Origin of the sequence: Amycolatopsis circi (assembly GCF_003385235.1) — a bacterium.
GTDB lineage: Bacteria > Actinomycetota > Actinomycetes > Mycobacteriales > Pseudonocardiaceae > Amycolatopsis > Amycolatopsis circi.
The window spans coordinates 1-25,163 of the sequence record NZ_PQIA01000004.1; the positions used below are offsets into that span (position 1 = coordinate 1).

Genomic DNA, 25,163 nt, shown 5'->3' on the forward strand with positions numbered 1-25,163 from the left:
GGGTGTGGCTGCCTTAGTTGGGTGCGCTGGCTGCGGTTTCGTGGGGTGGGGGTCCGTGAAGGGCTCCTTGAGGGAATCCTGTTCCGTGAAGGGGCCCCTCACGGCGGGGAAGGGCCAATGCCGGGGACTTAAGGCGGCGCTGTGGGTGCGGTTCGAAGTGTGCCTGTCCTGGAGGTGGGGATTGGCGAGGCCAGCACAGGGTTTGCTGTCCGTGAGGGGAACCCTGAGGGACTCTGAGTCCGTGAGGGTTCCCCTCACGGACTTGTGTCTGGGGAGAGTTGCGCGCGGGGAGTTAGCTGACTGGTTCGGGGACGGCGTGGAGTTTTCCGCCTGGGCCTGCCAGGCAGGAGGCGTTGCCTTTTTGCGTGGTGAGGAAATCCGTCAGGCAGTCGGCGATCGCGGCGTGTCCGGCGGCGTTGGGGTGGAAGGATTCCTGCAGTGCGTGGGTGGCTCGGTCGACCTGGGTCAGGTCGTTCAGGTGCAGGGTGAGCCTGGTGAACCATTCTGAGGCCGGGTTCGCGCCACCGGAGCAGGCTTCGTGGTTTTCGCCTGCTCGGGCCAGGTCCAGGAATCGGGCGCCGGATTGGGTGGCTGCTTGTTTGATGCCTGCGGACAGGGTGCTGATCCCGGTCGTCGAAATCCACTGCAGGTCGTCTGTGCGGAAGGGGCAGCCGTTGAGGCTTTGCAGGTCCGCTGGGATGTCCGGGCCCACGGGGGTGGCGTAGGACTGCAGGATCAGCTGGTAATCCGCGGGGACGTATCCGGCGTCGGCCAGTACCTTTTTCACGTCGCCTACCGCGTTCGCCACTTTCGGCACCATTGCGTCCACTTTGGACTTCCAGGTTTCCTTCAGCGCGACATTGCAGGACGGGCCGTCGGAGGAGAACCAGGCTTTGAAGCATTCGCTCACTTGCGCGGAGAACTTCGGGTCGTCGTTCGCGCCTACCGCGATGACCACTGCTGATACGCGGTGGTCCTTCACGACGTCGGCCAGTTGCGCGGCTTGGGAGCGTTCGCCCCACTGTTTCGCGTCGCCGAGTGCGACTTGGGCGGCGGGGGCTCCTGAGCAGCCCAGGTTGACCCGGGCGGAGACGCCGGGGATCCGGACCTTCTGCACGAACGCGGCGGACGAACGGTGGCACCAGTCGCCGTTCCTGCCGTCGGTGTCGGGGGTGTAGGCGCCGGCGCCCTCGCCCGAGACGGTGCTGTCGCCCATCGAGACGATGGTCAGCGGGCCGCGGCCGGGCGGGCCTTGTCGCGGGAAGGGCTGGCCAGGGCGGCTCTCGGAACCGAAAAAGACGAAAAAGCCCGCAAGCACAGCTACGCAGGCGAGGACCAGCGCCCCCCACCACCACCGGAATCGTCGCATCGCTTGCCAAGTCTAGCGATAACCTGGACGACGCCGTCAGGGTTCGGGGCGGCTGGGATGCGGGTCACCGTCCGCTAGCTGTCCATTGTGGACTCAAGGGGTCAGGCGCCTGCCCGGATCGGCGGGTTGCGGTGGGCCCACGGGGCGGCTTGTTCGAGCTGTCCGGCCAGGCGGAACAGCAGGTCTTCGCGGCCGAAGGCGGCGGTGAACTGCATGCCGATCGGAAGTCCGGCGTCGGCGGCGAGGGGGACGGACATCGACGGGACGCCCGAGACGTTCGCGGCCGCGGTGTAGGGGGAGCGGTCCAGGAGGCGGTTCAGCCAGCCCAGGCCGTCCAGTCGGTCCGCGCCCTCGCCGTAGACGCCTAGCGCGACCGGCGGCTCGGGCAGGGTGGGGGAGAGCAGCAGGTCGTAGCGGGCGAAGTGCTGTGCGAGGGTTCGGGAGACCTGGTTGCGCATCGCGAGGGAACGGACGAACTCGTCGGCGGTGACCTGGTGGCCGTAGCGGTAGCTGGCGAGGGTGACCGGTTCCAGGGTGGTCTCGTCGACGGGGCGGCCGGTCGCGGCGGCGATGCTGTCGATCCACGGGGCCAGGTTCGCGGTCCACATCCGGGCGTTGCCCAGGACGAAATCTTCCCACGAGACGCCCAGATTGCGCTGGGTCTCTTCGACCTCGTGGCCAAGGGAATCCAGCAGGTGCATGGTTTTGGTGAGTGCTGCGGAGACCGGCGCGGTTGGGTGTCGACCGCCCCATGGTCGGCGCAGGACCGCTACTCGCAGGCGGCCTGGGGGCAGCTGGGCTTCCTCGGCGTAGGGGCGGTCCGGGCGGGCGGCGAAGTACGGGTCGCCGGGTTCGGGGCCTTCGATCAGGTCCAGCAGGACGGCGCTGTCGCGCACCGTGCGGCTCAGGCTGCCTTGCACGGCTAGCCCGCTGAAGACCTCGTCGGCGCCCGGTCCGTGCGAAACCCGGCCGCGGGTGGGCTTCAGGCCGAACAATCCGTTGCTGGAGGCGGGGACTCGGATGGAACCCGCAGCGTCGGTGGCGTGCGCGAGCGGGACGATTCCGGCTGCGACTGCTGCGCCGGAGCCGCCGCTGGAACCGCCTGCGCTGCGGTCCAGGGACCACGGGTTGCGGGTCGCGCCGTAGAACTCCGGTTCGGTCGTGGTGCTGTAGGCCATTTCCGGGGTGGTCGTCCGGCCGATCGTCACCAGGCCGGCTTGCCGGAAGCGGCGCATGAGGTGCGAGTCCTCGGGCGACACGGAGCCTGCGGCCAAACGGCTGCCCAGTTCGCTGCGCCTGCTTGCCATGGCGACGCCGAGATCCTTGATCAGGAATGGCACGCCCGCCAGCGGAGCGGAACCGGGGGCCGGAGTGTCCTCGGGCGGCCAGGTTTCGACCACAGCGTTGATCTGGGGATTGACTGCCTCGACCGCTCGCGCGGCGGCGTCGGCGACCTCGGCCGGCGTTACCTCGCCTCGGGCGATCAGGTCCGCCAGGCCGACCGCATCGCAGCTCGCGTATTCGGAGATTTTCACCAGCACGTCCTTCGAAAGACTCATCGGTTTCGGATGATACCGAGTGGTATCACGGGGAACGGTTGTGTACCGTAGCTGGTGCCGAACCGCATTGCCAACCCTCCCGAGGAAGAGCCGATGACGAGCACCTCCGCCCGGCGGCCGACGCGCGTCGCGACCTTGCCGCCGCGCGAGCGCATCCTCGACGCGGCCGAGGAGCTGTTCCTCAACGAGGGCGTCGTCCGGGTCGGCGTCCAGGCGATCGCGGACCGCGCCGGGACCACGAAGATGGCGATCTACCGGCACTTCGGCACCAAAGACGCGCTCATCGCCGAGTGGCTGCGGATCGTCGTGCACGACTACTCCGCTGCCTTCGACGCCGCCGAACAGACGCATCCGGGCGATTTCGCGGAGCAGATCCGCGCGGTGGGGCGGTTCATCGTCGACGGGCTGCCCGAGTTCTCCCACCGCGGCTGCCCGTTCACGAACTCCGTCGCCGAACTGCCCGACCCGGGCCATCCCGCGCGGCGGCTGATCCGCGAGCACAAGACCCGTCAGTTCGGCAGGCTCCGGGCGATGTGCGAGGGCCTCGGGTTGGCCGACCCGGAGCTGGGCGCGGCGGAGCTGACGTTCGCGATGGAGGGGGCGCAGATCGCGGTGCAGAACGGCGGGGTCGAGAACGTCGGCGCGCACCTGACGAAGGTCATCGAGAGGGTGATCAGTCGCGGGGAACCAGGCTGAGAGTGACTCGTTTTCGGTGCGGGGGAAGACGTTCGGACTCGTTCGCGACCAGGTGAACGGCCTCGTCGAGGGGGCAGTTGCGGGCACGCGCTGAGGGTGGCGCGTTTACGTTGTGGGGGAGCGCGTTCGGCGTCGTTCGCGGCCGGGCGAACGGTTTCGTCGAGAAGGGTCAGTCGCGGGGAGTCTGGCTCAGGGCGGCGCGTTTTCGTTGCAGCAGAAGGCGTTCAGCTTCGTTGGTCACCAAACGGAGGGCTTCGTCGTAGGCCTCGGCGGCGTCGGCGGTTCGGCCCAGGCGGGCGAGCAGGTCGGCTCGGACGGCATGGAACAGGTGGCGGTTGGCCAGGTGCAGACTGTCCACAATGGTCAGCGCGACAGCGGGGCCGTCGACCTCGGCGACTGCCACGGCGCGGTTCAGCGCGACGATCGGTGTCGGAGTCAGGGCGAGCAGTTGGTCGTAGAGGGCGAGGATCTGGACCCAGTCGGTGCCGTCGCTGTGCACGGCGTTGATCGCGGCCTGGATCTGGTACGGCCCAGGGCGGTCGAGCCGCAGGCACTGGCGGACCAGCGACTGGCCTTCGGCGATCAAGGCCCAGTCCCAGCGGCCGCGGTCCTGGTCGGGCAGCAGCACCGGGATTCCGTTGGCGTCGAGACGGGCCGCGCGGCGGGATTCGGTGAGCAGCTGCAACGCCAACAGGCCCAGTACTTCGGGTTCGTCGGGGAGCAGGGCGGCGAGGATTCGGGTCAGGCGGATCGCCTCCGCGGCCAGGTCCGGTCGCGTGAGATCCGGGCCGGTGCTGGCAGTGTGAGCTTCGGTGAAGATCAAGTACAGCACCGCTAGGACGGCGTTCAGCCGCGCTGGGAGGTCGGCCGCGTCAGGGACGCGGTAGGGGATTCGGGCGTCGCGGATCTTGGCTTTGGCGCGCACTAGCCGTTGTGCCAGCGTCGGTTCCGGGACGAGGAACGCGTGCGCGATCTCGGCGGTGGTGAGGCCGCCCAGCAGGCGCAGGGTGAGGGCGACTCGGGCGGCGGTGCTGAGGGCGGGGTGGCAGCAGGTGAAGATCAGCCGCAGTCGTTCGTCGGGGATGGCGCCTTCGTCGAACGGTTCGGCGGCGGCGTGCAAGAGGGCGGCTTGGCCGTGGCGGTCGGCGCGGGCGGATTCGCGACGGAGCCGGTCGATGCCGCGGTTGCGGGCGGTCGTGATGAGCCAGCCTGCGGGACTCGGCGGGAGACCTTCCGCGCGCCATTTCACGGTGGCGATCGCGCACGCCTCCTGGACGGCGTCTTCGGCGAGGTCCAGGTCGCCGAAGACGCGGGCCAGCACCGCGACCGCGCGGCCGTGCTCGGCGCGGAAGACCCGCTCGAGCACGGCCGTGGTGATCAATGGAACTGCCGGACTTCCACCGGCAAGGTGGTGATTTCCGAGATCCGCCGAGCCCAGTCCGCCGCGGCTTCCTGGTCGGGCGCGGTCACGATGGTGAAGCCGCCCAGGTGTTCTTTGCCTTCGGCGAACGGGCCGTCGGTGTAGAGGACGTCGCCGCCGGAAGCGCGGACGACGCGGGCGGCGGCCGCCGGATGCAAGCCGCCGGAGAACACCCAGACACCGGTCGCCTTCATCTCGTCGGTCACCGCTTCGAGGCGCGCGGCGATGTCCGCCAGCACCTCGGGATCCGGGGTCCCGCCGTCGGGCTGGTAGATCCCGAGCAGGTACTGCGGCACGGGCGCCTCCTTCGCTCAGCGTTGCCGGGCGGGGCGCACGATCATCTCGGTGACGTCCACGTCGGCTGGCTGGTCGAGAGCGTAGGCGATGGCGTCGCCGATCGCTTTCGGTTCGATCGCGTCCTTGCGGTAGATCCGCATGACCTCCTGCGTTTCCGGGTCGCTGATCGTGTCCGCCAGCTCGGAGGTGACGACGCCGGGGGAGACCGTGGTGACGCGGATCGACGGGTCGCACTCCAGCCGCAGGCCCTCGGTGATCGCCCACGCCGCGTACTTCGTCCCGCAATAGACCGCCGCGGTCGGGGTGACCTGGTGTGCGCCGATCGACGCGACGGTCACGAAATGGCCGCGGCGCTGGCGGGTGAAGTGCGGCAGCGCGGCGGCGATGCCGTGCAGCAGGCCCCGGACGTTGACGTCGATCATCCGGTCCCACTCCTCGACCAGCCCGGCGTCCAATCGGGACAGCGGCATCACGCCGGCGTTGGCGATGAACGCGTCGATCCCGCCGTGGTCGCGCACCGCGCGGTCGACGAACTCGGCGACGTCGGCGCGGTCGGTCACGTCGAGGCGGTGGACTTCGATGCCGTCCGCACTGGCGGCGAGTTCGGCAAGCCGGTCTTCGCGGCGCGCTCCGGCGATGACGCGCCAGCCGTCCGCGGCGAGGCGGCGGGCGGTGGCTTCGCCGATGCCGCTGCTCGCGCCGGTGATCAGGGCGACCTTGCTCATTCGGATTCCTTCGGGAAGTCGGCGGACAGGGTGACGTCGCGCCAGTCGTCGAACGTTTTGCGGAGGGTGTCGAGGCGGGCGGTGGCGATGTCGTAGGCCGCCTGGCCGAGCAGCAGGCGCAGCGGCGGTTCGGCGGAGGTGACGGCGTCGATGACCGCGGCCGCGGCGCGGTCCGGGTCGCCGGGCTGCTTGCCGTAGGTGGCGAGCGTCGAGGTGCGGCGCGCGCCCGCGGTGTCGGCGTAATCGTCGATGTGGATGGCGGATTCGCGCATGGACGGGCCCGACCAGTTGGTGCGGAACGCGGCCGGTTCCACGATCGTGACGCCGATGCCGAGCGGCGCGACCTCGGCGGCCAGCGACTCGCTGAAGCCTTCGACGGCGAACTTCGTGGCGTGGTAGTAGCCGGTCGCGCCGAAAGCGGCCAGCCCGCCGAGTGACGAGATCGAAACGACGTGGCCGCTGCGCCGCGACCGCATCCCTGGCAGGACAGCGCGGGTGAGCGCCATCAGGCCGAAGACGTTGGCCTCGAACAGTGCGCGGATCTCGGCGTCTTCGCCTTCTTCGGCGGCGGCGAGGTAGCCGTAGCCGGCGTTGTTGACGAGCACGTCGATCTGGCCGAAGACACGTTCTGCTTCGGCGACCGCATCGGTGATCTGCTGCTGGTCAGTCACGTCGAGCGCGACTGCCAGTGCGCGTCCGGGGTGCGCGGCGACGAGGTCCGCGACACGTTCGGGATCGCGGGCCGTGACGACCGCGCGCAGGCCGCGTTCGAGAACGGCGGTCGCGAGCGCGCGGCCGAGTCCGGTGGAACACCCGCTGATAAACCAGACGGGTGCGGTGTTTTCAGACATGGATCTACCCCTGAAGAAATTCGGAAATTGCGGAAAAAGCGTCAGCGATGAGGACGGTCGCCGACGGCGAGACTGCCCAGCAGCCCCAGCGCGGCCTCCGACGGACTGCCCGGATCCGCTTGGTACACCACGAGTTGCTGGCCGGGAGCGCTGTTCACGGTCATCGATTCGTAGTGCAGGGTGAGCATTCCGACGAGCGGGTGCCGGAACCGCTTCGTCTCGTGCGTTTTCTGCCGGAGGTCGTGGCGCGCCCACAACCGGCGGAAATCCGCGCTTTTAAGCGACAGTTCGCCGACCGCCTCGATCAGCAGCGGATCGTCCAGATCGGCGCCCGCCGCCGAGCGCAGCCCGCCGACGGTGTTGACCGCGACCTGCTCCCAGTCCGGATAGAAGTCCCGGGCGTCGGGGTCGAGGAACGCCAGCCGGAGCAGGTCGCCGCTGTATTCATGCCCGCCGAACAGCGCTTCGCCGAGCAGATTCGACGCGAGGACGGTCATGCACCGGCCGAGCACGACCGCGGGAGTCTGCGGCCAGGCGTCCATCAGCTGCACCAAGCGCGGGCTGACGCGTTCCTTCGCCGGGCGTCGCCTGGCCCGCTTCGGACGGGCCAGCGAATGCAGGTGGGCGAGCGCCTCGTCGTCCAGACGCAGCGCCCGGCCGAGCGCGTCGACGACCTGCGCCGACGGCGTGCGCTCCCGGCCCTGCTCAAGCCGCACGTAGTAATCGGTGCTCACCCCGGCCAGCTGCGCGACCTCCTCCCGGCGCAGGCCGCTGACCCGGCGCCGGGTGTCGGCGAGCAGGTCGGCGTCCGCCGGGGCGGTGGTGCCGCGCCGGGCCCGCAGGAACTCGCCGAGGAGGTTGCTGTCGCTCATGAACCCAGGCTAGATCGCAAGCGGCGGCCGCGGGGGACGCAAAGGGGGTGTGGTTCTCCCACCCTCGCGGTACCCCCTCGCTCAGTGGTTCAAACCTTTCCGCCGCCGCTCTGCCCGCGCGCACCGCGGCGGCGGAACCGGGAGGCAGACTGTTTTGACTGGTCAGCGGCACCGGCCGACCCTGCTGAGACCAACCCCTCGACCGGAAGGCGAACCATGCGCCGAACCCCGCTCGTCCTCGCGGCTGTGGCCGCCCTGTCGATGGCCGCCGCGCCCGCGCAGGCAGCCGAAACCTGGACCACGGTCTTCGAGGACACCTTCGACGGCCCCGCCGGCACCGGCCTCGACCCGCAGAACTGGCTCTACGACAAGGGAACCGGCTACCCTGGCGGCGCGGCGAACTGGGGCACCGGGGAGATCGAAACGTCCACGGACTCGACGGACAACGTCTACCACGACGGAGCCGGGCACCTGGTGATCAAGCCGCTGCGCGACGCGAACGGCGCGTGGACGTCCGGCCGGATCGAAACCCAGCGCACCGACTTCGGCGCACCGGCGGGCGGGCAGATGGAGATGAGCGCGACGATCCAGCAGCCGAATCCCGACCACGGCCTCGGCTACTGGCCCGCGTTCTGGGCGATGGGCGCGGACGCCCGGCCGGTCGGCGCGACGAACTGGCCGAGCATCGGCGAACTGGACATCATGGAGAACGTGAACGCGCTGGACAAGCACTCCAGCACGTTCCACTGTGGACAGTGGGCGGGGGAGTGCCACGATCCGGACGGGATCAGCAGCGACCTGCAGGACTGCGCCGGCTGCAAGACCGGTTACCACACGTATTCGGTGATGGTGGACCGCCGGGACGCGGCCGCGGAGGAACTGCGGTTTTCCTTGGACGGCAAGGAAACGTTCGCGGTGAAGCAGAACCAGGTGTCCGACGCCACGTGGAAGACCGCGGTGGATCACGGGTTCTTCGCGATCTTCGACGTGGCGATCGGCGGCTCCTATCCGAACAAGGTGTGCGGGTGCACCAGCCCGGGGGCGGACATCACGCCGGGCGCGGGGATGAGCATCGACGCGTTTTCGGTGAAGGTCAGCAAGGGCTGAGGGGGTCGTGCGTGTTTATGCCGGTTCTAACCGGCATAAACACGCACGAGGCACCGGTCAGCCCGCGCCGGAAAGATCCGTCGTCTCCGCCAGCCGCGTGACTACCTCCAGGAGCGCGGCTGGCCGGGGGCCGTCGGAGCGCCACACCACCACGGTGTGCGCGGACTCGCCCTCCAACGGCACGAACACCGCTCCGGTCCGGCGAAGGCTGTGGGCTGACCGCGCCAGCCGGGTCACGCCGACCCCGGCCGCGACCAGTCCCAGCAATCCCTGCACCGTTGCGGTGCGCTGCACGACGTCCGGCGTGAACCCGGCGGCGGCGAAGTCGGCGTCGTACTTGCGGTGCCAGGGATCCCACGACGTGCGCGGCGTCAGCACCCACGGCTCGTCCGCGAGGTCCGCCAGGCGCAGCGAAGAGCGGTCCGCCAGCGGGTGGCCGGAGGGCAGGACCGCGCAGACCTCTTCGGCCAACAGGGTGTGCGTCTGCAGGTCCTCGACCAGCGGCGGGCGCGTGAAGCCAGCGTCGAACCGGCCGCCGCGCACGCCGTCGACCAACTCGGCGATGGAGACTTCGGCAGTGGTGACGGTCAGCTCCGGCAGCTGCTCCCGCACCGCGCGCACGACCGGCGGGAGCAGGTAATTCGCTGTGCTGGCAAGGAAAGCCAGCCGCAGAGTGCCGATCTCGCCGCGTACCGCACGAGCGACCGTCGCCACCGCGGCGTCGGCACGGGCGAGTACCGCGCGTGCTTCCGGCAAGAAGAGTTCGCCGATCGGAGTGAGCCGGGTGCCGCGGGCGTCGCGGTCGAAGAGTTGCGTGCCGAGTTGGCGTTCCAACACGGTGATCTGCTGCGACAGCGACTGCTGTGCGATGTGGAGGGTCGCCGCCGCGCGCGTGAAGCTCGTTGTCTCGGCGACGGCGACGAAGTAGCGCAGCTGCCGCAGCTCAGGGGTCACAGGCTGAGACTGTAGCCCGCCAGCGAACCGGTGTTGGCGGACCCCGGCAGGTGTGCGCCAGGATCGGAGGCGGAAGAAACCACTGGAGGGACTGCTCAATGACCGAGGGAACCGACGGCCGCGTCTGGCTGATCACCGGGTGCTCGAGCGGCTTCGGCCGCGAACTCGCCCAGGCCGCGCTGGCCGCGGGGGACCGGGTCCTCGCGACCGCCCGCAAAGCGGAGACGCTCGCCGACCTGGTCGAATCAGGCGGGGACCGGGTGCGCACGGCCGCGCTGGACGTCACCGACCCGGCGCAGATCGACGCCGCGGTGCAGACCGCGCTGGACGAGTTCGGCCGGATCGACGTGCTGGTCAACAACGCCGGCCACGGCTCCGTCGGCGCGGTCGAGGAACTGACGCTGCCCGACCTGCGCGCGGTGCTCGAGGTCATGTTCTTCGGCGCGGTCGCGATGACCAAGGCCGTCGTCCCGCTGCTGCGGGAACAGGGGAGCGGCACCGTCGTGCAGATGAGTTCGATGGGCGGACTGCTCGCGCCGCCCGCGTTCGGGGCCTACTGCGCGGCGAAATTCGCGCTGGAAGGAATGTCGGAAGCGCTCGCGGCGGAGGTCGCGCCGCTCGGGGTCAAGGTGCTGATCGTCGAGCCGGGCGCGTTCCGCACGTCGTTCGGCGGCACGGCGATGCACCGTTCCCAGAAGATCGACGCCTACGCCGAATCGACCGCGGGCACCCGGGGCGCGATCGAGGGGATGGACGGGACACAGCCTGGCGATCCGGCTAAAGCGGCGGCGGCGATCCTCCGGGCAGTGGATTCGCCGGACGCGCCGTTGCGGCTCGCGCTCGGCGGCGACGCGGTGGACGCGATTCGCGGGAAAATCGCTGCGCTGACCAAGGATCTCGACTCCTGGGAGACGGTCAGCCGGGCGACCGCGCTGGACTGAGGCCCGCCTGCCCGGGTTTCCGGGCCGTGAAGGACTCCTTGAGGGACTCAGATTCCCTCAAGGAGTCCTTCACGGACGTGGGGACCCGGTCGAGTCACGGATAACTCGGGACGTTGACCGGCTTGGTGCCGTCCGGAGTGACGTCGCCCGTGTCGTTCACGACGTGGGTGATCGTGCCGCGGTGGTTCAGCGACACCGTCAGCAGGCTGCGCAGCTTGACTCCGTTGTTCTGCGGCACCTCGAACGCGTGATAGCTCGAAACCGCCGGGTTGGTGTCGAAGAAGCAATAGCTGCCCAGACCCCACGCCTCGTGCGAGGTCACGTCCGGACCGACCTTGTACGCGGCATACCCGGCGGTGCCGGGCGCGGAATTCCACGAAGCCTGATCCGGGACGTCGTAAGGCATTTCGTTCTGGAAGAAGATCGTCTTCCCGTTCTGGCCGTTCCACACGACCTGGAACTTCTGGTAATGCTCCACGAACAGCCCGGTCGCGGTCACGTTGTCGCCGTTGACGAGCACGCCGGTGTCCGCGGTGTTCGTGGTCCAGCCGACGGTTCCGCTGTTGCCGTGGTCGGCGCGCCACGCCCAGACGTGGTCGACGATCGTGTCGTCGCTGTTCACGACGAGGCTGTTGGTCGCCTTGCCCGCCAGGTCGCCGCCGACGCGGAAGAAAACGTCTTGCAGCGACGTCGGATTCGCCGCGTGGTTCGTGTGCTTGCCGCTTTCGCCGACGGTCAGCAGGGATTGCGAATTCTGGGTGCCCGCGTCGAAGAGCAGGCCCTTCACCCGCACACCGTCCACATCGGATACGTGCATCGCGTCGACGCCGTTGTCCGGGATCAGCGTCGGGTAGCCGATGCCGAGCACGGTCGTGCCCGGGCGGGTCACGTTCAGCGTCTGGTCGAGGTGGTAGGCGCCGGGGGTGAAGAACAGATTGCAGCCGGCGTCGAGGGAGCTGTTGATGCTCTCCGCGGTGTCGCCGGGCTTGACGACGCGGAACTGGCTCATCGGCACGGAATCACCGGGCGTGCCGCCGTTCGCCCAGCTCGGCCCGGACGCGTTGGTGCGCAGGGACGGCAGGAAGACGCGGTAGTTGCCGCCGCTATCCACGTACAGGTAAGGCACGTCGCGCGACACCGGCGTGGTGTCGAGGGTGGTTTCCGGCGGGTTCGGGAACGAGTTGGCGGGCGCGCCGGCGGTCCCGGAGAAGACCATGTTCCAGACGCCGCCGTCCCAGCTGCCCAGCGCCGAATCCCGGGTGTACCACTGCTGCTGCGAAACCGACGCGGCCTGACCGGACACGCGGGTGTCGGCGACGTAGCCGCCGCTCGCGTAGCCGTAGCTGGCCGGGAACAGCTGCAGCCCGCCCTTGATGTCCATCCGGCGGAACGGCGCGGCCTGCGACACCGCCCAGCGATCGCTGCCGCTGGAAGGCGTGACCGCCAGGTTTTCCGCCGAACGCCAGAAGTTCTGCAGCGCGGAGCCCTGGTCGGACTCGTTGAAGGCGTCGACGGTGATGTCGCCGTTGATCTGGACGTCGTCCGGATTCTGGCCGAGGCCCGCGACGGAGGTGTAGAAGCCGACGTTGTCGTGCACCGCGTAAGTGCCCGGCTTGAACAGGTGCGCGACGCGGCCCGAGCCGAACTGCGCGGTCTGGGTGTCCTTCTGCACCTCGAAGTCCTTGTCCAGCTGGGCCTGAATCGTCGCGGAGGGCATTCCCGGGTCGAAAATGTGCACGTTCGGCCCGAAATCCGGCTGGTCCGGCTGGCCCCCGCAGCCCGCCTGACCGGACGCTGGGGCCGCAGCGGCGGGGACGGCCAGCCCGGCCGCGGCGAGCAGAGCCAGCATCGCGACTGCCGGGCCACGGGATCGACGCGGTCGTGGTGGTCGATAAGTCCGGTTCACGTCGGGGAGACCTCCGCGGTAGGGGATTTACCCACCAGTTTGTGGTCGGCCACAACAAATTAAACGCCCGGCTGCGCGGCGCCGGTCACAACTCGGTCACAGTTGTCTGGACCACTGGCGCGATTCCGGCTATCGGAAACTCGTTCACGTCCGGGTGACGCAGCCAGCCTCGCGCCGTGTCGTGCCGCAAGATGACCTTGGACCTGCCGCCGTGAAGATCGGAGTCTCGGTGACCCGGACAGCAACGGACAAACCCTGGCGGCTCGGATTCGCCGCCACCGTGTCGGTTTTGGCGATGGCGTGCGGCGTCGCGACTGCCGGACCGGCCGCCGCCGCGGACTACTCGAAGGCCGGCGAGAATGTTGCCGGTTCACAAATTCTGCGCCATGAAGGCGTGCGAACCGGGAGCCCGCGGTTCGACCCGGCGACCGGACAGACCCTCGGCCACGACGTGAGCGGGCACCAGGGCGCGGTCGACTGGGGACAGGCCGCCGGCGCGGGCGCCCGGTTCGCCTACGTCAAGGCGACCGAGGGCACCGGGTTCGTGAGCCCGCAGTTCGACCAGCAGTACAACGGCGCGCACGACGCGGGCCTCATCCGCGGCGCGTACCATTTCGCCCGCCCGGACGTCTCCAGCGGCGCACAGCAAGCCGACTACTTCATCGCCCACGGCGGCGCGTGGCGCGGCGGCGGCATGACGCTCCCGGGCGCGCTCGACATCGAGTACAACCCCTACGGCGACGCCTGCTACGGCAAAAGCCAGGCCGACATGACCGCCTGGATCGCCGACTTCACCCACCGGTACCTGGCGAAACAGCGCCGCAGCGCGATCATCTACACCTCGACGTCGTGGTGGAAGCTCTGCACCGGCAACGCCGGCGGATTCGGCGACACCAACCCGCTGTGGCTCGCCCGGTACGCCCCGGACATCGGCGAACTCCCCGCGGGCTGGGACAAGCAGAGCATCTGGCAGTTCTCGCGCACCGGCAGCCTGCCCGGCGACCAGAACTACTACAACGGGCCGATGAACCGCGTCGAGGCGCTCGCCAGGGGAGGCGGTTCGTCGGCGTGATCGCCTGAAAAGCCGTACCGGAGAGGGCCCGGTCGTAGTTGGATCTCCGGGTGACCCTAGCCGTCGGACTCTTCGACCTCTTCACGTACGCGATCCCGGGCGCCCTGCATCTGGCGTTCCTGGCCTACCTCGCCGGGCGGCTGCACTGGCTCGACCTCGCCGCCGTCTCGCGCGGGCCGGGAGCGGTGCTGGTGATCGGCATCGTGGTGGCGAGCTACCTCCTCGGCTACCTGGCGTATCCGCTGGGCGCGCGGGCCTCGCGATGGCTGCCGCGGCGGAGGAAGCGCGACGCGCGGGAGGAGTTCCTGCGCCGCAACCCCGCCGCGCGCGGCCGAGCGTTTGTCGAAGCGGACTCGTTTCTGCTGCTTTCCGCGCTGCAACTGCACGACGCCGACGCGGCGAGGGAGGCAACGCGGCTGCGCACGGTCGGGCTGATGCTGCGCAACTCCAGCCCGCCGATGGCGTTCGGGTTCGTGGCGTCGGTGGTGGAACTGATCGTCGGGGACCACCCGATGTTCGCGGCGTGCGGCGCGGTCCTGTTCGCCGCCGCGTATCCCGCGCTGATCGCACAGGGCCGGTTGATGTCGCATTGGGCGGGCGTGAAGACGCTGGAACTCAGCTTCTGGGTGCCGGAGGTGGAGGAGACTTTGGCGGCTGCCGAGAAGACGGAGTGAAGTCCGTGAGGGGAACCCTGAGGGAATCAGAGTCCCTCAGGGTTCCCCTCACGGACAGCACACCCCGCACCCGCAGCCCCACGCAGGAGAAACAGACCCGCGGGACTCGCTCAGCGACCTCGGAACCGCGCGGCCAGTGCCGCGATCGGCGAGCGTCGGCCCCGCAACGGAACGTCTCCGGAGGTGATGTCCGCCAGCAGTGTCGCCACGGTTTCCCCGGCGCACGTCCGGTTCGCGCCGATTCCGCCCGACGGGCCGCGCTTGATCCAGCCGACCACGTACGCACCGGTCCGGCCCTCGACCCGGCCGGCGGTGTTGGGGATGGTCCCGGCCGCGTCGTCGAACGGCAGGCCCGGCACCGGACGTCCCCGGTAGCCGACGGCGCGCACGACCTGGCCGGCCGCGATCTCGACCGGTCCGGAAGGCCCGTCGACGCGCAGTCCGCGCACCTGGCGGTCGCCGGTGATCTCCACCGGAGCCGAGTGGAAGCGCAGCACGATCCGGCGGGGGCCGTCCGCGGGCGGAGCGGTCCAGTCGACCGTCTCCTGGTCCAAACCCCGCAGCAGCGCGGCTTTTCCGGTGCCCGCATCGATCGCGGCCGCGGTGCGCGGGTCCTCGGTGTCGACGACGAGCGGCACGTTCGCGCGCTGCGCCAACGCGATCAGCTCGGGGGAGGTGTAGGCGGCGTCTTCCGGGCCGCGCCGCGCGAGCAGCACTACCTCGCGGACCTTGCTGGAGCGCAACCGTTCCAGCGCGTGCGGGGCGATGGTCGTGCCGTCGAGATCGTCGGGGTCGGCGGTGAGGATCCGGGCCACGTCCAGCGCGACATTGCCGGTGCCGATCAGCACCACTCGCTCCGCGGACAGATCGACTGCGTGCGCGGGGACATCGGGATGGCCGTTGTACCAGGCGACGACCGTCGTCGCGGCGAGGCTGCCGGGGAGGTCTTCGCCGGAGATGCCGAGAGTCCGGGCGGAAGAAGCGCCGACCGCGTAGATCACGGCGTCGTGGCGTTCGGCCAGCTCGTCCACCGTCACGTGGCGGCCGACTTCGACGCCGAGCTTGAGCTTCAGCCGCGGGTGGTTGTGGAAGCGCGAGAAAGTCTCGCCGATTCGCTTGGTGTCCGGGTGATCCGGGGCGACGCCGAAGCGCACGAGACCGCCCGCGACCGGCAGCCGGTCGATCAGCGTGACGCGCGCGTTGGTGTGCAGCAACAGGTCTTCCACCGCGTACATCCCGGCCGGGCCGGTGCCGACGACGGCCACGTCCGCGGGCTCGAGGTCGCTCGGGATCTCCCGGTCGAACGTCGGCGGGCCCCAGCGGTGGAAGTTCGGCGCGGGGTTCGCGGCGGCCGGCGGGCGGTCGGCGTAAAAGTCCGCGTTGATCCCGGCGTACACCTTCATCGAGTCGGTCAGCAGGTCCACCGGGAAGATCGCGTCGACCGGGCACGCGTCGGCGCAGGCGCCGCAGTCGATGCACGTCTCCGGGTCGACGTAGAGCATCTCGGTGGTCCCGAAGTCCGGCTCGTCCGGCGTCGGGTGGATGCAGTTGACCGGGCAGACCGACACGCACGTCGCGTCGTTGCAACAGGTCTGGGTGATCGCGAAGGCCATGTCAGATCAGATTCGCCCGCTTGTAGAACACCAGCGCCGGCTTCGTGAGCAGCCCGCACGAGCCGAGGAACTCCATCAGCCCGGCACAGCTGGAGCGCATCATCGACTTGTGGTGCTCGTTGGCCTTCGCCTCGCGCAGCGCGCGCTCGGCGTCCAGCCCGGCGTTCTTGTACACGTCGCGGTTGACCATGCTGCTGACGATGAAGTACGACGCGATCGCGATGACCAGCGCGTTGACCTGACGGCGCACGGCTCCCGCGCCCTCCAGCTGCTCGCGCGTCTCCTCGCGGGCGAACTTCATGTGCCGCGACTCTTCGACCACGTGAATGTTGTTGATGGTGCGCACGAACGGAACCACGCGCTCGTCGCGCATCCAGTCGCGCTGCATCACGTCGAGAACCTCTTCGGCGACCAGGATCGCCGCGTACGCCGCTTCGCCGCCCGCGACCGCCTTGAAGACGCGGCCCAGTTCGACAGCGAGCTTGCGCGGCCGGTACGGGGGAGCGCCGAGCTTCTGCGCGCCGCGGGCGAACATGATCGAGTGGCGGCATTCGTCGGCGATCTCGGTGAGCGCCCACTGGAACGCCGGGTCGGTCGGGTCCTTGGCGTAGAAGTCGCGCAGCACCATCTGCTGCAGGATCATCTCGAACCAGATCCCGGTGCTCGCGACCGACGCCGCCTCCTGGCGGGTCAGCTCCTTCTGCTGCTCCGGGGTCATCTCGGCCCAGTAGCTCGTGCCGTAGAGCGTGCTCCACTCCGGGCTGGCTCCGTGGAAGTCCTTGTCCAGCGGGGTTTCCCAGTCCACCTCGGTGGCCGGGTCGTAGGACAGGGTCGCGGAGGAGTCGAGCAGCCGCTGCGCGGTCTCGTGCCGGCCGGACGGGGCTGCTTCCGGTGCTCGTTGCACGTCTGCGCTGGTCATTCGGTCCTCCCTGAGCGACATTGATTAGGCGTTACCGCGATTCACTGTTACCTAAGGTAACACCTATCTGGCCGCACCGCGAGAGGCGCCGGCGAACTGCGTGTCGCCCGTTCGGGCAATCGGCCCGGGAAGGGGCCGCTGACCTGGCAGGATGAGCCGCGAACGTCTTCCTGACCTCGGAGGAAACGCCGTCGTGACCCAACCGCCGCAGCCGTATCCCGGCACCGGTCCGCAGCAGTACTCGCCGTTGCCGCCTGCTTACGGCGGGCAGTCCGTTTACAGCGGCCAGTTCCCGGCGCAGCCGCCGATGCCACAACCGCCGACCGCGTACTTCGGGGCCGCTGCGATCGCGGCGGCGACCTTGGCCTCGGTCATCGGTCTGGTGGCCACGATCGGCTTCGTCGTGGCCGTCCTCCGGATGATCGGCAATCCGTCCTCGAGCAGGCTGCTTTCCAACGGGATCGTCGGCGCCGCGGACCTGGCGATCGCGGCCCTGACGGTCGCCGGTGCGATCGGCCTGTTCAAGCGCTCTCCGGCGGGCCGGGTCTGCGTGCTCGTCGGCTGCGGCCTGGCGGTCCTGGACATCGTCGTCTTCATGATCGTCGGCCTCGGCTCCAGCTTCGTCCGGAAGAGCGCTCCGCCCACGCTGCAAATGACCTTCCCGAGCGGATTCCTGTGGCTGATCGTCCCGGTAGCCGCGCTCGTGCTGGCATCGCACCGGGCGACCGGCGCGTGGCTGCTGCCGAAAACCCCGCCGATGCCGTACCACCCCGGCTGGTGACTGACCGGGAAGAAATCCTCCGCACCCCGCGGTTGCGGCTGACCACCTGGCTGCCTTCGGACCTGGACGATCTCGCCGCGCTGCACGCTGACGCCGAGGTCATGCTGCACATGGCGACCGGCCCGCAGACCCGCGCGGCGACCCGTGAACGGCTGGACACGTTCATCGCCGAACACCGGCAGCGGGGCTGGTCGAAGTGGCGAGTCGAGGGTGCTTCCGGTTTTCTCGGCCGGGCCGGATTCGGTCTCGCGCATGGCAGCGGGCACCGGGAAGTCGGCTATCTGCTGGCACGCGAGGCGTGGGGCACGGGCCTGGCCACTGAGTTGACGCGGGCGCTGCGGCAGTGGCACGAAGACCACCCGGATCCCGCTCTCGCGCCTGGACTGCGGGCGTATGTGCTGCCTGGCAACGCGGCCAGTTGCCGGGTACTCGAGAAGGCGGGCTTCCGGGCGGTCGGCGAGGAGGACGGTCAGCTCGTGTTCGAGTCAGACCGCCGGTGATCGGCGCAGCCTGGGCAACACCGCCAGCCACAGCAAAACAGTCGCGACTCCGTACGCCACGGTCATGGTCAGGCTCATCGACAACGGCGTAGTCCCGCCCAGCGACACCAGTGGCGCGACGATCGGCCCGATCGCGAACGACGACGTGCCGAGGAGCGCCGCGGCGGTTCCGGCTCGTTGGCCGTGGTTCGCGAGGGCCAGCGCGTTGCCGTTCGCCTGCGTCGTGCCGCCTGCGAACATCAGCAGGGCCAACGGAATCAGCAACGCCGCCAGCCCGGCACCGAACAACACCGCCCCTAGCATGGTTAGCGCTGCCGCAGCGGTGAAGGTCGTGCCCAGTACGTACATCCGGACCGGACCGGCGCGTCGTACCGCCGCTCGGTTCACCTGGGCGCCGAGCACCGACATCACCGCGTTCGCCGCGAAGCAGGCGCTGAACAGTTGTGGCGACAACGAGAATCCGTCCTGCAGCACGAAACTGATCGATGCCAGGTAGGTGAAGAAAGCCGCCCCGCCGCACGTGCTCACGAGAAGGAAGCCCAGGAACAGCCGGTCTTTCAGCAGCACTCGGAACTCGCCGCTGCCGCGTCGCCGATGTCGGGCCTCCGGTGGAAGGCTCTCCGGGAGCGCGGTCGCGGCGACGAGTAGCAATGCCGCGCCGATCCCGGCCAGGACGCCGAAGATGCCGCGCCATCCGATGATCGCCGCCAGTTGTCCGCCGATCACTGGTGCGACGATGGGGGCCAGCGCTCCGACGGTGGTCAGCAATGCCAGCAACCGCACCAATTCGACGCCTTCGGCGAGGTCTCGGGCGACGGCCAGTGACAGCACGATTCCGGCTGAGCCGCACAGTCCCTGAAGGAACCTCGCCGCGAGCAGGACTTCGATCGACGGCGAGAAGGCGCACACCACCGACAGCACGGTGAAAAGCGCGATTCCGGCCAGCAGCGGACGCCGCCTGCCGAACCGGTCGCTCAGCGGGCCCACGACGAGCTGACCGAAGGCGAGGCCGAGCATGCACACCGACATGGTCGCTTGTGCGAGGCTCTGTCCGGCGCGGAGATCGTCGGCTAGCCGGGGCAGGGCGGGCAGGTAGAGGTCCATCGAGATCGGTCCGAAGACCTCGAGCAGTCCCAGCACGACTGCCATCCGGAGCGCGCCTGGGCGTTTTTTCGGCAGCACCGGTTCGACCAGGCTCGCTTCCGGTTGGAGTCCCTTCATCGCGCAGGAGCTTCGCGCCGTGGCTTCATCCGGCACGCAAGATCCGGCGCAGCCACGAAAGCCGGGTCGCGACCGCGGAACGGGAGACCTCGGCGTCGGGGGAGAAACCGGCGAATCCGTGGTAGCCGCCTGCCCAGACGTGCAGTTCCGCTTGTCCGCCGGTCGCCCAGATCCGCAGGGCGTATTCGGTCGTCTCGTCCCGGAAGATTTCCGCGGCGCCGACGTCCAGGTACGCCGGTGGCAGGCCGGACAGATCGGCCATCCGTGCCGGGACCGCGTATGGCGAGGCCGCGTCCGTGCCTCGTGCCGGGCCGAGCAGGGCGTCCCAGCCGGTGTCGTTGTTGTTGCGGTCCCAGGCTCCGATTCCGTTGTATTGCTGGGTCGAGACCGATTCGTTGCGGTCGTCGAGCATCGGGCATGCCAGCAGTTGTCCGGCGATGGCTGGGCCGTTCCGGTCCCGCGCCAGGAGTGCCACGCCCGCGGCCAGGCCGCCGCCTGCGCTGGCGCCGGTGACGACGATGCGCGACGGGTCGATGCCGAGTTCGTCGGCGTGTTCGACTGTCCACAACAGACCGGCGTAGCAGTCTTCGACGGCGGCGGGGGCCGGGTTTTCCGGGGCGAGCCGGTATTCCACTGAGATGCCGACGGCGCCGAACTGCAGGACGTCGTCGACCAGGCCGTCCAGGCCGAAGAATCGGTTGCCCAGCACCATTCCGCCGCCGTGAATGCTGTACAGGGCGGGCGCGCTGGTGACGCCCGAGGCAGGGCGGACGACAGTGAGCACGATGTCCGGAGCGCCCTCGGGGCCGGGGACGGTGCGCTCGGTCAGTTCGACGGGGCGATCGCCGACGATCTGCTCGGCGGGCGGGATGATCGTCGCGAAATGGGCGCGGTTGGCCAGGATGGTGTCGGCGCGCAGCGGGATCCGCTCGACCAGGTCGAGGAACGCGGCGAGACCGGGCTCCAGTTCCGGGTCGTAGGGCACGGGAGGGACGCTCATTTCCCTGCCTTCCCGAGGATCCGGCGCAGCCAGGAGTTCCGGGTTTCGAGTGCGGCCTTGCTGATCGGCCAGTCCGGCACGTACATGTCGAAACCGTGGAAGGCGCCCGCCCAGACGTGCAGTTCGGCCTGTCCGCCGGTCGCCCAGATCCGCAGCGCGTACTCGGTGTCCTCGTCGCGGAACGGTTCCGCGCTGCCGACCTCGATGAACGCCGGAGGGAGTCCGGACAGATCGGTCGCGCGCGCTGGGGCGGCGTAGGGGGAGACGTAGTCGGTGCCGACCGCGTCGCCGAGCAGCGACTGCCAGCCTGCGAGGTTGGATTCCCTCGTCCAGGTGCCCAGGCCGGGGTACTGCTGGCTCGCGATCGTCGTGTTGCGGTCGTCGATCATCGGGCACAGCAGCAGTTGTCCGGCGATGGCGGGGCCGCCCCGGTCGCGGGCGAGCAGCGAGACCGCTGCGGCGAGTCCGCCGCCCGCGCTGCCGCCCATCACCACGACGCGCGACGGGTCGACGCCCAGTTCTTCCGCGTGCTCGACTGTCCACATCAGACCGGCGTAGCAGTCCTCGACCGGGGCGGGGTGCGGATGTTCGGGCGCGAGCCGGTATTCGACATTCACCGCTACGACATTCAGCTCGAGCACCAGGGCCAGCAGCCGTCCGACATCCATGTTGCGGTTGCCGACCATCATGCCGCCGCCGTGGATGTTGTAGAGCACGGGGAGCGCGCCGTTGCTCTCGTGCGGGGACAGGATGGTGATTTCCAGGTCCGGCGCGCCTTCCGGGCCGGGGACGGTCTGCTCGACGACGGTGACCGGTGCGTCGCCGACGGCTTCCGCGGCGGGAGGGAACATCCCGGCCATCGCGCGGCGCAGGCCGGGGATCGTCTCGGGAGTGAACGGCGGGGCGTCGGCCGGGACGATCTCGGCGAGCGCGGGCTCGATCTCCGGGTCGAACGGGACGGGGCGATAGGTCAAGGCAGCCTCCTCGGGCGCGAGATTTGCGGTCCGTGAGGGGAACCCTGAGGGACTCTGATTCCCTCAGGGTTCCCCTCACGGACGTGAAGACGGGGTAACCAGCGGCTCAGGGGCCTTCGGGATCGACGGCATCGCGGTCCGCCCAGAACGGTTCCACCAGCGTGCGGATCTGCTCGGCCCCGACCTTCTCCACCAGTTCGACCGCGGCGAGATTGTCCTCCAGCTGCTCCATCCGGGTAGCGCCGAAGAGCGTCGTGACGTTCGCCGGATGCGTCAGCGTGAACGCGACCGCGAGCCGGGCCGCGCTCGTGCCGAGTTCCTCCGCGACCTTGACGACCTTGGGCGCGTCGCGGGTGATCCGCTTGCGGACGTCGCCGGGGTCGCGGCCGACCTCGCGGGTCAGCTTGGTGCGTCCGGCGAGGATGCCGCCTTCGAGGACGTCGGAGGCCTGCATGACGAAACCGTCGTCGAACAGCCGGGAGAACGGTTCGCCGTCCGGAATGGACCGTCGGCCGATGCTGTACTTCAGCTGCGCGATCTGCGGTCCGGGCACCTGCAGCGCCTCGGCGATTTCGCGCAGCCGCGCGATGTTCCCGGCAGACCAGTTGTTGACGCCCCACGCCCGGATCAGCCCGGAGCGGGTCAGCCCGGCGAGGTCTTCGACCAGGTCCTCCAAGGCGACGTCGTCGCGGCGCAGGTCGCCGAGGATCACCAGGTCCGCGACGTCGAAACCGCCGCGCAGGAACGCGTTTTCCAGCTGCGGGCGGAATCCCTGGTCGCCGAAGCCTTCGATCCACAGCTTCGCCGAGACCAGGTAGTCCTCGCGCGGGATGCGGGCGGCGCGGATGATCGCGCTCCACAGCACGTCGGTGAAGACCGGCGGATGGCCGGGCATGCCGTAGACGCCGACGTCGAACAAGTTCACGCCGGCCTCGACCGCGGCGCGGATCATCGCGACCGAATCGGCGAAGTCCATCCGGTCGTAGGTGTGCCACGACCCGAGCGAGAGCAGCGAAACGTCCAAACCGGACTTGCCGACCTTGCGGCGGGGCAGGGGCGAGGATGCGGACACGAGACCTCCTTGGCTCGTAAAGGGAAAGGGACGATCAGGGAAGACGCGGGTCGACGACGGCTTTCGTCTCGTCGAGCCGGTGCATGGCCTCGATCCGCTCGCTCGCGCCGGACAGTCCGACCGGGCTGCCGAACAGCCGGTCCCACGGCATCCGAGTGGCGAACGAACCGAAGAATTCGATCGCGTGGTGGTAGTCGGCGATGTCGCCGTTGAGCGAACCGACGACGGTCAGTTCCTTGCCCATCACCGTGCCGAGCGGGACCGGCGTCGGCTCCGGCCCGGTGCTGCCGACGATCACGACCCGGCCGCGCTGTGCCGCCATCGCGACCGCCTCGCGGCCGATTGACGGTGCACCGGCGAAGTCCAGGACCAGGTCGCCGCCGTGGCCGCCGGTCAGTTCGGTGACGCGCTCGACGATCGCGTCGGAGCCGCCCGCGACCTCGACCACCTCGTCGGCACCGAACTCCTTCGCCAGCTCCAGCCGTGCCGCGGGAGCGCCGACAGTGATGACGCTGCCCGCCCCGCTGAGGTGCGCGACCGCAGTCGCGAACAAGCCCAGCGCGCCGGATCCCTGCACCACCACGCGAGATCCGGGCCGGACGCCGCCGACCCGGTCGAACGCGCGCAGCACGGTTTTCGCCGCACATCCGGCCATCGCGGCCCAGGTGTCGGGCACCTCGGCAGGCAGCAGGAGCTTCGCCGCGCCCGGGACGACGTAGGCGTATTCGCACAATCCGGCGATCGCGAACGGCGCGACGTCGGATCGCTGCAGGAAACCGTAACCGCGCCGGGAACACGCGACCGGTTCGCGCAGCACGGTGCAGCCGTAACACTCGCCGCACGTCGATTCCGACCAGCCGATCCGGGACCCGACCGTGACCTCGCGGCCGAGCGCGTCGCGCGTGTCCGGTCCGGCCGCCACCACTTCGCCGGCCATTTCGTGGCCCAGCACCATCGGCAGCATGCCCGGGAAACTCATTTTCCCGGACCAGATCTCCACGTCCGTGCCGCACAGCGTCGCGCACGAGACGCGCACCAGCGCCGCGCCCGCTTCGAGTTCGGCCGGCAGCGGGAGTTCGGTCAGCTCCAGCGGCGCGCCGTGCTCGGTCAGCACCGCGGCGCGGGTGGAAGTCGGGACGGTCATGGGAAACCTTTCCGGGGACTGGCGGGCCCGGGAGGGCCGTGTGATGGGTTAGTCTACGGACGTCGACAAAAATGTCGAGTCCCCGAATCCCTCCAGGAGCGCCTGTGCCGACCTCAGTTGCGGATCTCGTCTTGCGGGCAGCGGCGGTGCACACCATGGCCGGCGCCGCGCCCGCGACCGCGCTGGCCGTGCGGGACGGACGCGTGCTTCGTGCCGGAACCGACGCCGACGTGCGGGAGCTGATCGGCCCCGGCACGTTGGTGCTCGACCTCGGCGACCGCGCGGTCCTGCCGGGCATCAACGACGCGCACCTGCACGGCGCCTGGCTCGGCGCGCTGTGGCCGGACACCCTCTTCGCCGACGACGGCGCGCCCGGACCCGGCCCGGAAAAGCCGCTGCGCACCGCCGCCGAACGCCGGGCGGCCATCCTCCGCGCGGGCGAAATCCTTGCCGCGCTGGGCATTACGAGCTACACCGAGCCTGGTCTCGGACCGGGGGAGGACAACGGGCACATCGGCGCGTTCGGCATGTCCGTCGTCGAGCAGTACCGCGAGCTGGCCGCCGAAGGACTGCTGCGCGCGCGGGTGACCGCGCTCTGGCTGTACGGCGAACTCGACGGGCCGAGCACGTTCGAGAACTTCCGCACCGGACTGGCCACAGTGGACGGACCAGGCCCGGACCCGCGCCGGCTGAACTTCCGCGGGGTCAAGATCTTCGCCGACGGCATCCCGCCGATGCACTCGGCCTACACCCACCACTGCTACGCCGACGGCAGCCACGCCCACCTGCTGGTCGGAGGCGCGGACGACCCGGAGCGCGAGGAGAACTTCACCCGGATGGTCCGCACCGCGCACGAGGCCGGTCTGCAGGTCGGTGTGCACGCGACGGGCGACCGCGCGATCGAGCTGATGCTGGACGCCGTCGAGCAGGCTCGGGAGGAACGCGACGTCGACCTCGGCCACTACGTCATCCACGGCGACCTGGTGAGCGCGGCGCAGCTCAAGCGGATGGCCCGGCTGGGGGTCGGGCTGTCCGCCCAGGCCGGGATCGCCGTGCGGACCGCCGGAGTGGTCGACGCGGCGCTCGGGCCGGGCAGTTCGGCGACCGCGTGGCCGTTGCAGGAGGCGCTCGACGCTGGGATCCCGCTCTGCCTGACGTCCGACGCTCCGGTGCTGCCGCCGGACTGGCGGAAGGAAATCGCCGCCGCCGACCAGTGGATGGGCCCGGCCGAGGACGTGCGGCAGCGGATGGAAACTCTGCTTCGCTGCTACACCGTGCACCCGGCCCAGCAGGACGGTGCCGCTTCGTGGAAGGGGACGCTCGAACCGGGGATGGCGGCTGATCTGTGCGTGCTGTCCGCGGATCCGTTGACGGTGACCCCCGCCGAGCTGCCCGAGGTCGAGGTCGACCTGACTGTCCTGGGTGGACAGATCGTCTTCGAGCGCTCGCCCGGAACGATCGCCTAACGTCCGTGAAGGACTCCTTGAGGGAATCAG

The 25,163-nt window shown here is 69.7% G+C and carries 24 protein-coding genes; 8 read left to right on the top strand and 16 right to left on the bottom strand.

The window, feature by feature from the left end; all coding sequences use genetic code 11:
• Window positions 1–292: 292 nt before the first annotated feature.
• Together D0D37_RS01435 and D0D37_RS01440 are read right to left on the bottom strand one after the other, a co-directional pair.
• Window positions 293–1,369, bottom strand: a complete 1,077-nt coding sequence (locus D0D37_RS01435; protein ID WP_116198656.1) for a GDSL-type esterase/lipase family protein — start codon at window positions 1,367–1,369, stop codon at window positions 293–295.
• A gap of 101 nt (window positions 1,370–1,470) precedes the next feature.
• Window positions 1,471–2,928, bottom strand: coding sequence for an amidase (locus tag D0D37_RS01440; RefSeq protein ID WP_116198657.1), 1,458 nt, complete (start codon window positions 2,926–2,928; stop codon window positions 1,471–1,473).
• Window positions 2,929–3,021: 93 nt separating this feature from the next.
• Here D0D37_RS01440 and D0D37_RS01445 point away from each other — a divergent pair, with 93 nt between their 5' ends.
• Window positions 3,022–3,624 (top strand): TetR/AcrR family transcriptional regulator, encoded by a 603-nt coding sequence (locus D0D37_RS01445; RefSeq protein WP_116198658.1) that lies wholly within the window; start codon window positions 3,022–3,024, stop codon window positions 3,622–3,624.
• Between the two features lie 169 nt (window positions 3,625–3,793).
• Here the strand turns inward: D0D37_RS01445 and D0D37_RS01450 are convergent, their stop codons facing one another.
• Genes D0D37_RS01450 through D0D37_RS01470 form a run of 5 tightly spaced genes read right to left on the bottom strand, consistent with a single transcriptional unit; the run spans window position 3,794 to window position 7,789 of the window.
• A complete protein-coding gene (locus D0D37_RS01450; protein WP_116198659.1) occupies window positions 3,794–5,005 on the bottom strand; it encodes an RNA polymerase sigma factor in 1,212 nt (403 codons plus the stop codon).
• Entirely contained in the window at window positions 5,002–5,340 is a 339-nt protein-coding gene (locus D0D37_RS01455; protein WP_116198660.1) for a YciI family protein, read from the bottom strand. Before D0D37_RS01455 ends, D0D37_RS01450 begins: the two co-directional genes overlap by 4 nt.
• A gap of 15 nt (window positions 5,341–5,355) precedes the next feature.
• Window positions 5,356–6,066 carry an SDR family oxidoreductase gene (locus tag D0D37_RS01460; RefSeq protein ID WP_116198661.1) on the bottom strand — a complete coding sequence of 237 codons (711 nt, stop codon included), beginning with the start codon at window positions 6,064–6,066 and terminating at the stop codon, window positions 5,356–5,358.
• Complete coding sequence (locus D0D37_RS01465; protein ID WP_116198662.1) at window positions 6,063–6,917, bottom strand: oxidoreductase; 855 nt, start codon at window positions 6,915–6,917, stop codon at window positions 6,063–6,065. The genes D0D37_RS01460 and D0D37_RS01465 overlap by 4 nt, the downstream gene beginning before the upstream one ends.
• A gap of 41 nt (window positions 6,918–6,958) precedes the next feature.
• Window positions 6,959–7,789, bottom strand: a complete 831-nt coding sequence (locus D0D37_RS01470; RefSeq protein WP_116198663.1) for a helix-turn-helix transcriptional regulator — start codon at window positions 7,787–7,789, stop codon at window positions 6,959–6,961.
• Between the two features lie 216 nt (window positions 7,790–8,005).
• Here D0D37_RS01470 and D0D37_RS01475 point away from each other — a divergent pair, with 216 nt between their 5' ends.
• The gene (locus D0D37_RS01475) at window positions 8,006–8,896 is read left to right on the top strand and encodes a glycoside hydrolase family 16 protein (protein ID WP_116198664.1); all 891 of its coding nucleotides are present in this window, start codon (window positions 8,006–8,008) and stop codon (window positions 8,894–8,896) included.
• Between the two features lie 57 nt (window positions 8,897–8,953).
• Here the strand turns inward: D0D37_RS01475 and D0D37_RS01480 are convergent, their stop codons facing one another.
• Entirely contained in the window at window positions 8,954–9,850 is an 897-nt protein-coding gene (locus D0D37_RS01480) for a LysR family transcriptional regulator (protein ID WP_116198665.1), read from the bottom strand.
• 98 nt (window positions 9,851–9,948) lie between these two features.
• Here D0D37_RS01480 and D0D37_RS01485 point away from each other — a divergent pair, with 98 nt between their 5' ends.
• Complete coding sequence (locus tag D0D37_RS01485; protein WP_116198666.1) at window positions 9,949–10,791, top strand: oxidoreductase; 843 nt, start codon at window positions 9,949–9,951, stop codon at window positions 10,789–10,791.
• A gap of 94 nt (window positions 10,792–10,885) precedes the next feature.
• Here the strand turns inward: D0D37_RS01485 and D0D37_RS01490 are convergent, their stop codons facing one another.
• Window positions 10,886–12,640, bottom strand: a complete 1,755-nt coding sequence (locus tag D0D37_RS01490) for a hypothetical protein (protein ID WP_244223337.1) — start codon at window positions 12,638–12,640, stop codon at window positions 10,886–10,888.
• Window positions 12,641–12,992: 352 nt separating this feature from the next.
• Between D0D37_RS01490 and D0D37_RS01495 the strand changes: the two genes are divergently transcribed.
• Window positions 12,993–13,769, top strand: a complete 777-nt coding sequence (locus tag D0D37_RS01495) for a lysozyme (protein WP_208719751.1) — start codon at window positions 12,993–12,995, stop codon at window positions 13,767–13,769.
• Between the two features lie 50 nt (window positions 13,770–13,819).
• Complete coding sequence (locus D0D37_RS01500) at window positions 13,820–14,443, top strand: hypothetical protein (RefSeq protein ID WP_167493477.1); 624 nt, start codon at window positions 13,820–13,822, stop codon at window positions 14,441–14,443.
• 110 nt (window positions 14,444–14,553) lie between these two features.
• Here D0D37_RS01500 and D0D37_RS01505 read toward each other — a convergent pair whose 3' ends face one another.
• Window positions 14,554–16,056: an FAD-dependent oxidoreductase gene (locus tag D0D37_RS01505; RefSeq protein WP_116198669.1), complete on the bottom strand. Its 1,503-nt coding sequence runs from the start codon at window positions 16,054–16,056 to the stop codon at window positions 14,554–14,556.
• 1 nt (window position 16,057) lies between these two features.
• The gene (locus D0D37_RS01510; protein WP_116198670.1) at window positions 16,058–16,975 is read right to left on the bottom strand and encodes an AurF N-oxygenase family protein; all 918 of its coding nucleotides are present in this window, start codon (window positions 16,973–16,975) and stop codon (window positions 16,058–16,060) included.
• A 193-nt stretch (window positions 16,976–17,168) separates the two neighbouring features.
• Here D0D37_RS01510 and D0D37_RS01515 point away from each other — a divergent pair, with 193 nt between their 5' ends.
• Window positions 17,169–17,756, top strand: a complete 588-nt coding sequence (locus D0D37_RS01515) for a hypothetical protein (RefSeq protein WP_116198671.1) — start codon at window positions 17,169–17,171, stop codon at window positions 17,754–17,756.
• On the top strand, window positions 17,753–18,256 hold the full coding sequence (locus D0D37_RS01520; protein ID WP_208719746.1) for a GNAT family N-acetyltransferase: 504 nt from the start codon (window positions 17,753–17,755) through the stop codon (window positions 18,254–18,256). The genes D0D37_RS01515 and D0D37_RS01520 overlap by 4 nt, the downstream gene beginning before the upstream one ends.
• On the opposite strand, the gene D0D37_RS01525 is transcribed toward D0D37_RS01520, so the two are convergent.
• The 5 genes from D0D37_RS01525 to D0D37_RS01545 all read right to left on the bottom strand — a co-directional run bounded on the left by D0D37_RS01525 (window position 18,242) and on the right by D0D37_RS01545 (window position 23,667).
• Window positions 18,242–19,477 (bottom strand): multidrug effflux MFS transporter, encoded by a 1,236-nt coding sequence (locus D0D37_RS01525; RefSeq protein ID WP_116198673.1) that lies wholly within the window; start codon window positions 19,475–19,477, stop codon window positions 18,242–18,244. The genes D0D37_RS01520 and D0D37_RS01525 overlap by 15 nt on opposite strands.
• Before the next feature lie 25 nt (window positions 19,478–19,502).
• A complete protein-coding gene (locus tag D0D37_RS01530) occupies window positions 19,503–20,477 on the bottom strand; it encodes an alpha/beta hydrolase (protein ID WP_116198674.1) in 975 nt (324 codons plus the stop codon).
• Entirely contained in the window at window positions 20,474–21,451 is a 978-nt protein-coding gene (locus D0D37_RS01535; RefSeq protein ID WP_116198675.1) for an alpha/beta hydrolase, read from the bottom strand. Before D0D37_RS01535 ends, D0D37_RS01530 begins: the two co-directional genes overlap by 4 nt.
• A gap of 106 nt (window positions 21,452–21,557) precedes the next feature.
• Window positions 21,558–22,523: an aldo/keto reductase gene (locus D0D37_RS01540; protein ID WP_116198676.1), complete on the bottom strand. Its 966-nt coding sequence runs from the start codon at window positions 22,521–22,523 to the stop codon at window positions 21,558–21,560.
• A 34-nt stretch (window positions 22,524–22,557) separates the two neighbouring features.
• Window positions 22,558–23,667, bottom strand: coding sequence for a zinc-binding dehydrogenase (locus tag D0D37_RS01545; protein ID WP_116198677.1), 1,110 nt, complete (start codon window positions 23,665–23,667; stop codon window positions 22,558–22,560).
• 104 nt (window positions 23,668–23,771) lie between these two features.
• Here D0D37_RS01545 and D0D37_RS01550 point away from each other — a divergent pair, with 104 nt between their 5' ends.
• Entirely contained in the window at window positions 23,772–25,133 is a 1,362-nt protein-coding gene (locus D0D37_RS01550; protein ID WP_208719747.1) for an amidohydrolase, read from the top strand.
• The last annotated feature ends 30 nt before the right edge of the window (window positions 25,134–25,163 follow it).

Coding starts and splice junctions, on each gene's coding strand:
- D0D37_RS01525 (WP_116198673.1), bottom strand. CDS start 19,477: ATGAAGGGACTCCAACCGGAAGCGAGCCTGGTCGAACCGGTGCTGCCG.
- D0D37_RS01510 (WP_116198670.1), bottom strand. CDS start 16,975: ATGACCAGCGCAGACGTGCAACGAGCACCGGAAGCAGCCCCGTCCGGC.
- D0D37_RS01445 (WP_116198658.1), top strand. CDS start 3,022: ATGACGAGCACCTCCGCCCGGCGGCCGACGCGCGTCGCGACCTTGCCG.
- D0D37_RS01530 (WP_116198674.1), bottom strand. CDS start 20,477: ATGAGCGTCCCTCCCGTGCCCTACGACCCGGAACTGGAGCCCGGTCTC.
- D0D37_RS01440 (WP_116198657.1), bottom strand. CDS start 2,928: ATGAGTCTTTCGAAGGACGTGCTGGTGAAAATCTCCGAATACGCGAGC.
- D0D37_RS01505 (WP_116198669.1), bottom strand. CDS start 16,056: ATGGCCTTCGCGATCACCCAGACCTGTTGCAACGACGCGACGTGCGTG.
- D0D37_RS01485 (WP_116198666.1), top strand. CDS start 9,949: ATGACCGAGGGAACCGACGGCCGCGTCTGGCTGATCACCGGGTGCTCG.
- D0D37_RS01490 (WP_244223337.1), bottom strand. CDS start 12,640: ATGCTGGCTCTGCTCGCCGCGGCCGGGCTGGCCGTCCCCGCCGCTGCG.
- D0D37_RS01495 (WP_208719751.1), top strand. CDS start 12,993: ATGGCGTGCGGCGTCGCGACTGCCGGACCGGCCGCCGCCGCGGACTAC.
- D0D37_RS01470 (WP_116198663.1), bottom strand. CDS start 7,789: ATGAGCGACAGCAACCTCCTCGGCGAGTTCCTGCGGGCCCGGCGCGGC.
- D0D37_RS01475 (WP_116198664.1), top strand. CDS start 8,006: ATGCGCCGAACCCCGCTCGTCCTCGCGGCTGTGGCCGCCCTGTCGATG.
- D0D37_RS01435 (WP_116198656.1), bottom strand. CDS start 1,369: ATGCGACGATTCCGGTGGTGGTGGGGGGCGCTGGTCCTCGCCTGCGTA.
- D0D37_RS01460 (WP_116198661.1), bottom strand. CDS start 6,066: ATGAGCAAGGTCGCCCTGATCACCGGCGCGAGCAGCGGCATCGGCGAA.
- D0D37_RS01545 (WP_116198677.1), bottom strand. CDS start 23,667: ATGACCGTCCCGACTTCCACCCGCGCCGCGGTGCTGACCGAGCACGGC.
- D0D37_RS01465 (WP_116198662.1), bottom strand. CDS start 6,917: ATGTCTGAAAACACCGCACCCGTCTGGTTTATCAGCGGGTGTTCCACC.